Annotated in this window: 8 protein-coding genes; 6 read left to right on the top strand and 2 right to left on the bottom strand. The window is 64.5% G+C overall.

The window, feature by feature from the left end; translation table 11 throughout:
• Positions 1-49 precede the first annotated feature (49 nt).
• From EOA75_RS22205 to EOA75_RS22190, 4 genes are all read left to right on the top strand, one after another.
• Complete coding sequence (locus EOA75_RS22205; RefSeq protein WP_127214072.1) at positions 50-1210, top strand: MFS transporter; 1161 nt, start codon at positions 50-52, stop codon at positions 1208-1210.
• 89 nt (positions 1211-1299) lie between these two features.
• Positions 1300-3369 (top strand): prolyl oligopeptidase family protein, encoded by a 2070-nt coding sequence (locus EOA75_RS22200; protein ID WP_127325159.1) that lies wholly within the window; start codon positions 1300-1302, stop codon positions 3367-3369.
• 32 nt (positions 3370-3401) lie between these two features.
• Entirely contained in the window at positions 3402-3524 is a 123-nt protein-coding gene (locus tag EOA75_RS22195) for a capsid protein (RefSeq protein ID WP_066999731.1), read from the top strand.
• 50 nt (positions 3525-3574) lie between these two features.
• Complete coding sequence (locus EOA75_RS22190) at positions 3575-4954, top strand: aspartate aminotransferase family protein (protein ID WP_067329356.1); 1380 nt, start codon at positions 3575-3577, stop codon at positions 4952-4954.
• A gap of 321 nt (positions 4955-5275) precedes the next feature.
• Here the strand turns inward: EOA75_RS22190 and mmsB are convergent, their stop codons facing one another.
• Entirely contained in the window at positions 5276-6160 is an 885-nt protein-coding gene (gene mmsB, locus EOA75_RS22185) for a 3-hydroxyisobutyrate dehydrogenase (RefSeq protein WP_127325158.1), read from the bottom strand.
• Positions 6161-6184: 24 nt separating this feature from the next.
• Positions 6185-7351 (bottom strand): isobutyryl-CoA dehydrogenase, encoded by a 1167-nt coding sequence (locus tag EOA75_RS22180; protein WP_127245701.1) that lies wholly within the window; start codon positions 7349-7351, stop codon positions 6185-6187.
• A gap of 138 nt (positions 7352-7489) precedes the next feature.
• Here EOA75_RS22180 and EOA75_RS22175 point away from each other — a divergent pair, with 138 nt between their 5' ends.
• Both EOA75_RS22175 and EOA75_RS22170 read left to right on the top strand, forming a co-directional pair.
• The gene (locus tag EOA75_RS22175; RefSeq protein WP_127325157.1) at positions 7490-8095 is read left to right on the top strand and encodes a dimethylsulfonioproprionate lyase family protein; all 606 of its coding nucleotides are present in this window, start codon (positions 7490-7492) and stop codon (positions 8093-8095) included.
• Entirely contained in the window at positions 8095-9570 is a 1476-nt protein-coding gene (locus EOA75_RS22170) for a cobyric acid synthase (protein ID WP_127325156.1), read from the top strand. Before EOA75_RS22175 ends, EOA75_RS22170 begins: the two co-directional genes overlap by 1 nt.
• Positions 9571-9655: the final 85 nt, after the last annotated feature.

The following is a 9655-nucleotide window of genomic DNA, read 5'->3' as shown; positions in this document are numbered from 1 at the left end:
AGGGGAGAAGACGGAAGGGGCTAAGCCTCCGTTGAATGGAGCAGGAATGATGGCTCTGGTGAAATCGGAGACCGGCGAGACGGTGCAGTGGGCCGCGATTACCGGCGTGATCGCGACCGTGTCGGTGTTCGCCATCGCGCAGGGGCTTTCCTATCCGCTGCTGAGCTTCATCCTGCAGCGTCAGGGCGTGTCGCCGGCGGTGATCGGCCTGTCGGCCGCGATGACGCCGGTCGGTTTCATCCTGTCCTCGCCGCTGATCCCGGGGCTGGCGCGCCGGTTCGGAGCGGGGCGGACTGCGCTCATCTGCGCCGGGCTCTCGGCCCTGGTGCTGGCGCTGATCGGCTGGACCCAGGACGTCTATTTGTGGTTCCCACTGCGCTTCCTGGTCGGCGCGGTCACCAATCCGCTTTATGTGCTCAGCGAAATCTGGGTGATCGCGCTGGCGCCGCCGTCGCGGCGCGGGCGCGTCATGGGCATCTATTCGACCATCATCTCGGCTGGGTTCGCGGCCGGACCGCTCTGCCTGCTGGCGGTCGGCACGGAGGGTTGGCCGCCTTTTCTGGTCGGCATCTTTGCTTTTCTTTTCTGCGGCGCCTGCCTGGCGGTCGTGGTGAAACGTCTGCCTAGGGTCGACGAGGCAGGTGAAAAAGTTTCTGTGCTGGGCTTCATGCCGCTCGCCTGGCTGCTCCTGTCGGCGGTCGTCGCCGCCGCCGGTTTCGAGCAGTCGGTGCTGGCGCTGCTTCCCGTCTATGGCACCCACTTCGACATTCCCGAGACGCGCATGTCGGCGCTGCTGTCGACGATGATCGCCGGCAACATCGCCATGCAGGTGCCGCTCGGCCTGCTCGCCGAAAGACTGACGGCGCGCCTCGTGCGATTCGGCTGTGTCTCGGTGACGGTTCTTGGCTGCGCGCTCTTGCCGGCGCTCATCGAGACGCCGCTGATCTGGCCTTGCGTCTTCATCTGGGGCGCGGTGTCCTACGGGATCTATACGATGTCGATCATCGAGCTCGGCGAGCGTTTTACCGGCTCGGCGCTGGTCGCGGGCAATGCCTCCTTCTCCTTGATGTGGGGCGTCGGTGGCATCCTCGTGCCGCCGCTGACCGGCGGTGTGATGGACCTGATCGGCGCCGCAGGGCTTCCGGTGACGCTCGGCGCGATCTGCGCGGCGCTGGCTGTAGCCACCGTCATTCGCCGGCGGGTGATGTAGGGCCGGCTGGCTGAGCGCAGGCAGCGCTGCTCTTGAATGTTGGCACGGCGAACGCGATGTAGGCAGGGCCGCCAGACCCGGAGACCAGCATGACCAGCCCGATGACCCAAACCCAGCCTGAATTGCCGGTCGAGGATCCTTTCCTGTGGCTGGAGGATCGCAACGGCAAGGAAGCGCTTGAGTGGGTCCATCGCCAGAATGCGACGACTGTCGCCGAACTGCAGGGCGATCCATCCTATCAGGCGGCATTCGAGACCGCGCTCGACCTGATGACGGCCGAGGACAATATCCCGGTCGGATCGGCGCTCGCCGGTTACGTCTACAATTTTTGGCAGGACAAGACCAACGCGCTGGGCTTGTGGCGCCGCGCGACAGTCGCCTCCTACAAGACCGACAAGCCGGATTGGGAAACGATCCTCGATTTCGATCAGCTCTCGGCCAAGGAAGGCGTGAAATGGGTGTTCGGTGGCGCGAGCCGGCTCTATCCCGATTTCGACCGCTGCCTGCTGTTCATGTCGCCGGACGGCGGCGACGCCAGCGAGATGCGCGAGTTCGACATTGCGAAGAAATCCTTCGTCGAGGACGGGTTCCGGGCACCGGCTTCGAAGTCGGGGTTTTCCTGGCTGGACAGGGATACGGTGATCGTCTCGGCGGCTTTCGAGGACGAGGACAAAACTCAGTCAGGCTATCCGCGGGTGATCAAGCTCTGGCGGCGTGGCACGAAGCTGGAGGAGGCGACGCCGATCTTCGAGGGCGAAAAAAATCATCTCGCGGTCGGCGGCGGCGTGGAGTTCGATGGCGACAAGAAACTTGTCATGCTCGGCAAGACCATCGACTTCTTCACCTCGCACAGTTTCCTTCGGCTGGCTTCGGGCGAGAACCGGCGCATCCCGCTGCCCGACGACGCGACCGACACCGCGATCTTCAAGGGACAGCTGGTCTTTGGCGTCCGCAGTCCGTGGACGGCGCCGGACGGCACGCGCTGCCTGCCGGATGGGCTCTATTCCGTGGATTTCGACCGCTGGATTGAAACCGGTTCGTTCGAGCCGGTCGAGACGCTGCTCAAACCGGAGCACCGCGTTTCAATCGCAGGTCTCTCGAGGACGCAGGACCGGCTGTTCATCAACCTGATGGACAATGTGCGCGGCAAGGTCGTCGTTTGCGACCGCACCGGCAATGGCTGGTCGGTGAAGCCGGTCGACCTGCCCGACAACGGCAATGTCGGCATCAGCCATGCCGAGCATTTCGGCTCCAGCGTCTCCTTCTCCTTCACCGATTTCCTGACGCCGAGCTCGATCATTTGGTCGGACGACAATGGCGACTCGCTTCAAACCGTGAAATCGCAGCCGGCGCGCTTCGATGCATCGCCCTATGTTTCGGAGCAGTTCGAGGCGCGCTCGAAGGACGGTACGATGATCCCGTATTTCGTCGTCAGGCGGCGCGACCAGACGGGACCGGTGCCGGCGCTGCTCTATGGCTATGGCGGCTTCGAAGTACCGCTCTTGCCCGGCTATGCCGGTATCCGCGGCAGGCTCTGGCTGGACAAGGGCAATGCCTATGTGCAGGCCAATATCCGCGGCGGCGGCGAGTTCGGCCCGGCGTGGCATCAAGCGGCGCTCAAGGGCAAGCGCCAGAAAGCGTTCGATGATTTCGCCGCGGTCGCCGAGGATGTGGTCAGGCGCGGCATCACCACGGCGGCACAACTCGGCATCCAGGGCGGCTCGAATGGCGGCCTGCTGACCGGCGTCTCGCTGACGCAGCGTCCGGAGCTGTTCGGCGCCGTCATCATCGACGTGCCGCTGCTCGACATGCTGCGCTACACCGAACTGCCGCCCGGTGCCTCGTGGATGGCGGAATATGGCGATCCGTCAAAGCCGGAGGAGGCTGCATGGCTCGCCGCCTATTCACCCTATCAGCGTGTGGCGACCAGTGCCGTTTATCCGCCGGTGCTGCTGATGACCTCGACCGCGGACGACCGCGTCCATCCGGGGCATGCGCGCAAGATGGCGGCGCGGCTCCAGGCCGCCGGTCACGGCAAGACGCTGTTCTTCGAGGAGACCGAAGGCGGCCATGGCGGGCGCGGCGATCGCCGGCCCCAGGCCGCGCAAACGGCGATGCGCTACGTCTTTCTGCATCGCACGCTTGCCGGTCCAGCTTGAATTGCTGGCCGTTGGCGGCTTAAGGTGCCGCCATGGTCCGCATCAGCACATCAGGCGCCTTCGGGGTCGCGGTGACGCCGTCACCGCGCACGCTGCGCGCCGAGCTTTTGCGGCTCTGCGCCCGCATCGGCTATTCGCCGCCCCGTTTCCTCTGACGAATCCGCCCCGGCCACCGCCGGATTGATTCAAGAGGAAAGACAAACCCATGACCTATCAGAACTATTCGCTGAAGCAGCTTCAGCAGATCGATGCCGCGCATCACCTTCATCCCTTCACCGACCATAAGGAACTGCGTGAAGCGGGCTCTCGCATCATCACCCACGCCAAAGGGCCGTTCATCTATGATTCCGACGGAACGGAAATCCTCGACGGCATGGCGGGCCTCTGGTGCGTCAATGTCGGCTACGGCCGCGACGAACTGGCGGAGGCCGCCTGCGCCCAGATGAAGGAGCTGCCCTACTACAACTCCTTCTTCAAGTGTTCGACGCCTACACCGGTGCTGCTGTCGCAGAAGCTGGCGGAACTGGCGCCGGAGCATGTCGGTCAGGTCTTCTACGGCTCGTCCGGCTCCGAGGCCAACGACACAGCGCTGCGGCTCGTGCGCCACTATTGGGCGCTCGAAGGCAAGCCTGAGAAGAACCGGATCATCTCGCGCAAGATGGCCTATCACGGCTCGACGATCGCCGGCACCTCGCTCGGCGGCATGGAGCCCATGCACAAGCAGCTCGGCGGCGCGGTGCCGAACATCGTCCATGTGATGATGCCCTATGCCTATGAGCTCGCGCTGGCCGGCGAAAGCGACCACGATTTCGGCCTGCGCGCCGCCAAGGCCGTCGAGGACGCCATCCTCGAAGCCGGCGCCGACAAGGTCGCGGCCTTTATCGGCGAGCCGGTGATGGGTGCGGGCGGTGTGAAAATCCCGCCGATCAGCTACTGGCCGGAGGTGCAGCGCATCTGCCGCAAATACGATGTGCTCTTGATGCTCGACGAGGTGATTACCGGCTATGGCCGCACCGGCGAATGGTTCGCGGCGCAGACCTTTGACGTCCAGCCCGACACCATCACCACCGCCAAGGCGCTGACCTCCGGCTACCAGCCGCTGTCGGCGCTCCTGGTCGGCGACCGCATCAGCAGGACGCTCGTCGAAAAGGGCGGCGAGTTCTACCACGGCTACACCTATTCCGGTCACCCGGTCGCGTGCGCGGTGGCCCTGAAGAACCTCGAGATCATTGAACGGGAAGGTCTGGTCGAGCGCGTCAGGACCGACACCGGTCCCTATTTCGCGCAGGCGCTGCAGGAGCGCATCGCCGGCCACAGGCTGGTCGGCGAGGTGCGCTCGATCGGTCTTATGGGTGCGATAGAGATCGTCAAGGACAAGGCGACCAAGGAACGATACCTGCCGTCGGGAAGTGCGGCGGTCGTCGTGCGCGATCACGCGATCTCGCAGGGCATGATGCTGCGCGCCACCGGCGACACGATGATACTGTCGCCGCCGCTGATCTGGACGCGCGACACCATCGACATGGCCTGCGAGCGCATCGCCAAGGCGCTCGACCTTGCGGAGGCGGATTTGCGGAAGCGCTGAGAAAACACAGCCGGGCGCCCTTGCTGGAGGGTGCCCGGCGACCCGAATCTGCAGCGAAGCCTTGCCGAGACGCAAAAACCGCGTCCCAGAAGGGAACGCGGCTTTGCCAGATACGCATGGCGTTTCGCTACTCGAGACCTGCGAAACTTACGGGCTCCGGTACGCGAGACCTGATCCGGAGCGCCGGGCGGTTGCGATGTCCGCCTCGCAGTCCGTTTTAAAGGCACATCGTTACCGGTGAGTTAGCGAGACCTTAAGCAAATCTAAATTTGCCGGATTTCTGTCGAAAAAATTTGCTAATAACCCTTTGCAAGCAGCTGCTTAGGTTTGATCGCCGCGCAGGAAATTTATGATGCCGGAAAAGTCGGCGCCTGCGTTGCCCTGCGCATTGAACAGAGCGTAGAGCTGCGTCGCCTCGGCGCCCAGAGGCGTCACGGCGCCGGCGCTTTGCGCGGCCTCCTGCGACAATTTCAGGTCCTTGAGCATGAGGGCGGCAGCAAATCCCGGCTTGTAGTCGCGGTTGGCGGGCGACGCCGGAACAGGGCCGGGCACCGGGCAGTAAGTGGTCAGTGACCAGCACTGGCCGGAGGAGGTGGAGGCGACGTCGAACAGCGCCTGGTGCGACAGGCCGAGTTTCTCGGCGAGCACAAAGGCTTCGGCGACGCCGATCATCGAAATGCCGAGAATCATGTTGTTGCAGATCTTGGCGGCCTGGCCGGCGCCGTCACCGCCGCAATGAACGATGCGGCCGGCCATCGGCTTCAGGATCGGCTCGGCAGAGCCGAATGCTACATCCGACCCGCCGGCCATGAAAGTGAGCGTGCCGGCGGTGGCGCCGCCGGTGCCGCCGGACACAGGCGCGTCGATCGAAGGCAAGCCGTGCCTGGCGGCAATGGCGTGAGCCTTGCGTGCCGATTCGACATCGATGGTCGAGGAATCGATCAGCAAGGCGCCTTTCTTCGCCTTGGGCGCGATGTCCTCGTAGACCGACAACACATGCTTGCCGGCGGGAAGCATGGTGATCACCACGTCGGCGTCCTTCACCGCGGCGACGGCATTGGCCATGACGGTGACGCCATGCTCTTTTGCGATCGTGAGGTTCTCCGGCACGAGGTCGAAGCCTTGCACCGCATACCCCGCCTTTACGAGGTTGGCAGCCATTGGGTTGCCCATATTGCCAAGGCCGATGAAGGCGATCGTTGCCATCGTTGTCTCCCGAAATTTGCTGCTTCAGCGGCCGATCAGCGTTCGCGCGATGATGACGCGCATGATCTCGTTGGTGCCTTCGAGGATCTGGTGGACGCGCAGATCACGCACCAGCTTCTCGATGCCGTAATCGTGCAGATAGCCGTAGCCGCCATGCAACTGCAGCGCCTCGTTGGCGATGTCGAAGCCGATGTCGGTGACGAAGCGCTTGGCCATCGCCGACCATTTGCCGGCATCCGGCGCCTTGCGATCGAGCTTCGAGGCGGCGGCATAGAGGAAGATGCGGGCCGCCTGCAGCTCCGTCTCCATGTCGGCCAGCCTGAACTGCAGGGCCTGGAACTGGTTGATCTTCGATCCGAAGGCCTTGCGCTCGCTCGTGTAGGCGAGCGCCTTGTCGAGCGCCGACTGCGCGCCGCCCAGCGAGCAGGCGGCGATGTTGAGCCGGCCGCCGTCGAGCCCGGCCATGGCGATGCCGAAGCCCGCGCCTTCGGTGGCAAGCAGGTTCTCGGCCGGCACCTTGCAATCCTCGAAGATGACCTGGCGGGTCGACTGCATATGCCAACCCATCTTGTGCTCATTGGCGCCGAAGGAGAGGCCGGGCGCATCCTTGGGCACCACCAGGGTCGAAATGCCTTTGGGCCCGTCGCCGCCGGTGCGCGCCATGACGACATAGAGGTCGCTGTCGCCAGCGCCGGAGATGAACTGCTTGGCGCCGTTCAAGACATAGTCGCCGCCGCTCCTCACCGCTCTCGTCTTCAAGGCGGCGGCATCGGAGCCGGAGCCGGGCTCGGTCAGGCAATAGCTCGCCAGCCATTCCATGGAGGTCAGCTTCGGCAGGAAGCGCCGGCGTTGCTCGTCGCTGCCGAAGCGGTCGATCATCGACGCCGCCATGTTGTGGATGGAGATGAAGGAGGAGAAGGCCGGATCGGCATGCGCCAGCGCCTCGAAGATCAGCACCGCATCCAGCCGACCGAGCGCCGAGCCGCCGACATCGTCGCGGACATAGATGCCGCCCAGGCCGAGCGGCCCGGTCTCGCGGATCACGTCGGCCGGAAAGTGCTTTGCCCGGTCCCAGTCGAGCGCGTTCGGCGCGACCCGATCGGCCGCGAAGGCCTCAGCCATCTCCTTCATGGCGCGCTGTTGCTCGGTGAGTTCGAATTGGCCAGTGCCCGCATCGACTGCAGCGTCCATGGCGTGCTCCCTGTCGTTTCAGGCCTTGTGGCCTGTCGTTTTTGGCTTTGCGCAGCGATCAATCTAGACCAATGATGCCGCCGCGCAACCCAGCCCGCCGCGGACCGGCTGTGCATGGATTGATCAACGGAGTCTTGCGTGCCGACAATTTTCGATCAGCTGCTGGACCGGTTCCACTTCTATCTCGCCGGCATCGACAGCGATCTGGTTGCGGACGCCGTCGCGCGCATCGATTGGCACATGCCCTCTCGTTCGCGCGAACCACGTGCGCTTCGTTGCCTTCGCCATCTCGATCGGATTGCGGAGCTTGCGCCGCGGGACGCCGGGCCGGTGACGCGGTTCATCGCGGACCATCGCAATGAGCTGTGCTGGGGCCAGACTTATACCGCTGCCGATTTCGGACAGCTCTTCATCGACAATTACGGCTGGCTGGAGGTGTTCGGCACGCGGGGGCATTTCGCCAATGACGAGGTCGCGGGCGGCCTGCTGATCCTCGGGCCCGACAGTGTCTACCCAGACCACCACCACACCGCCGAGGAGATCTACATTCCGCTGACCGGCAGCACCGAGTGGCGCATGGGCGGGGCCGGCTTTCGGGTTCGAGCGGCGGGCGAAATCATCCACCATGCGTCCAACGTCAATCACGCCATGCGTACCGGCAAGGAGCCACTGATGGCGCTCTATATCTGGCGAGGTGGACCGCTCGCGCAGAAATCGATCATCGGCGCGGAGGGCAGGGGCTGATGGCCAGGGCGATCATGCTGCAAGGCACCGGCTCGGATGTCGGCAAGACGGTGCTGGTGGCGGGGCTCTGCCGGGCAGCAAAAAAACGCGGACTGAAGGTCAGGCCGTTCAAGCCGCAGAACATGTCCAACAACGCCGCCGTCGCCGACATCCCCGGCAACAACAAGACCGGCGGCGGCGAGATCGGCCGCGGGCAGTGGCTGCAGGCGCTGGCCTGCGGGGTGAGGCCGACCGTGCACATGAACCCGGTGCTGCTCAAGCCGCAAAGCGACATCGGCTCGCAAGTGGTGGTGCAGGGCAAGGTTTTTGGCGAGGCGCGGGCGCGCGACTATCAGGCAATGAAGGCCAGGCTGATGGATGCGGTGCTCGATTCCTGGGCGAAGGTCGGCGAGGACGCCGACCTCGTCATCGTCGAGGGCGCCGGCTCGCCGGCCGAGATCAACCTTAGAAGCCGCGACATCGCCAATATGGGCTTTGCCACGCGTACCAACGTCCCGGTGGTGCTTATCGGCGACATCGACCGCGGCGGCGTCATTGCTTCCGTCGCCGGCACGCATCTGATCCTGCCGGAGGAAGACCGGCGCATGATCGCCGGCTATCTCATCAACAAGTTCCGCGGCGATGTCTCGCTGTTCGACGATGGGGTCAGCGCCATCGGCAAGTTTACCGGCTGGCGCTGTTTCGGCGTCGTGCCCTGGCTGAAGTCCGCGGCAAGGCTGCCGTCCGAAGATTCGGTTGTGCTCGAGCGACTTGCCTCGGGCGAAAGGCGGGCGCTGAAGGTGGCGGTGCCCATGCTGGCGCGGATCGCCAACTTCGACGATCTCGATCCGCTCAAGGCCGAGCCGCAGGTCGAGGTGGTGTTCGTGCCGCCGGGAAAGCCGCTCCCGGAAGATGCCGGGCTGGTGGTCATTCCGGGCTCGAAATCGACCATCGGCGATCTGATAAAATTCCGCGAGAATGGCTGGGATCGCGACCTTGCCGCGCACCGCAAACGCGGCGGCCATGTCGTCGGCATCTGCGGCGGATATCAGATGCTCGGCCGCAAGGTTCGCGACCCCGATGGCATCGAAGGCAGCGTCATCGAGACGGAGGGCCTTGGCCTGCTCGACATCGAGACGGTGATGGAACCGGAAAAGACGGTGCGCAACTCGAGCGCTCATTCGGTGCAATTCGGCCTGCCGCTCGAAGGCTACGAGATCCATCTCGGCCGCACCACCGGCCCGGACGCCGCGCGGCCTTCGGCGATCATCAACGGCCTCGAGGACGGCGCGGTCTCCGCCGATGGCAAGGTTATCGGCACCTATCTGCATGGGCTGTTTGCAGCGGACGCTTTTCGCGCGGCCTACCTTGCGAGCCTCGGGGTCAAGGATGGGGGCATCGACTATCGCGCCGAGGTCGAGAAGGCGCTGGACGAGGTCGCGGCCGAGCTGGAGAAGCATCTCGACTGCGATGCGATTTTCGGGCTGGCGCGGTAGGTCCTCCCGTCGATGCGCATACGCTTGCCATTAGCGAAAGCTTCCGCCGCGTCGCTTCGCTCCTTGCTCCGCCCGTGGATGACGA

Source organism: Mesorhizobium sp. M1A.F.Ca.IN.022.07.1.1 (assembly GCF_003997575.1).
GTDB lineage: Bacteria > Pseudomonadota > Alphaproteobacteria > Rhizobiales > Rhizobiaceae > Mesorhizobium.
Note: the sequence above shows the minus strand (reverse complement) of the source record. Positions and strands in the feature narration are given on the sequence as shown.

What these genes read in the sequence shown, in the direction of transcription:
- EOA75_RS22195 (WP_066999731.1), top strand. Translation starts at nt 3,402, where the DNA reads ATGGTCCGCATCAGCACATCAGGCGCCTTCGGGGTCGCGGTGACGCCG.
- EOA75_RS22200 (WP_127325159.1), top strand. Translation starts at nt 1,300, where the DNA reads ATGACCAGCCCGATGACCCAAACCCAGCCTGAATTGCCGGTCGAGGAT.
- EOA75_RS22180 (WP_127245701.1), bottom strand. Translation starts at nt 7,351, where the DNA reads ATGGACGCTGCAGTCGATGCGGGCACTGGCCAATTCGAACTCACCGAG.
- EOA75_RS22190 (WP_067329356.1), top strand. Translation starts at nt 3,575, where the DNA reads ATGACCTATCAGAACTATTCGCTGAAGCAGCTTCAGCAGATCGATGCC.
- mmsB (WP_127325158.1), bottom strand. Translation starts at nt 6,160, where the DNA reads ATGGCAACGATCGCCTTCATCGGCCTTGGCAATATGGGCAACCCAATG.
- EOA75_RS22205 (WP_127214072.1), top strand. Translation starts at nt 50, where the DNA reads ATGGCTCTGGTGAAATCGGAGACCGGCGAGACGGTGCAGTGGGCCGCG.
- EOA75_RS22170 (WP_127325156.1), top strand. Translation starts at nt 8,095, where the DNA reads ATGGCCAGGGCGATCATGCTGCAAGGCACCGGCTCGGATGTCGGCAAG.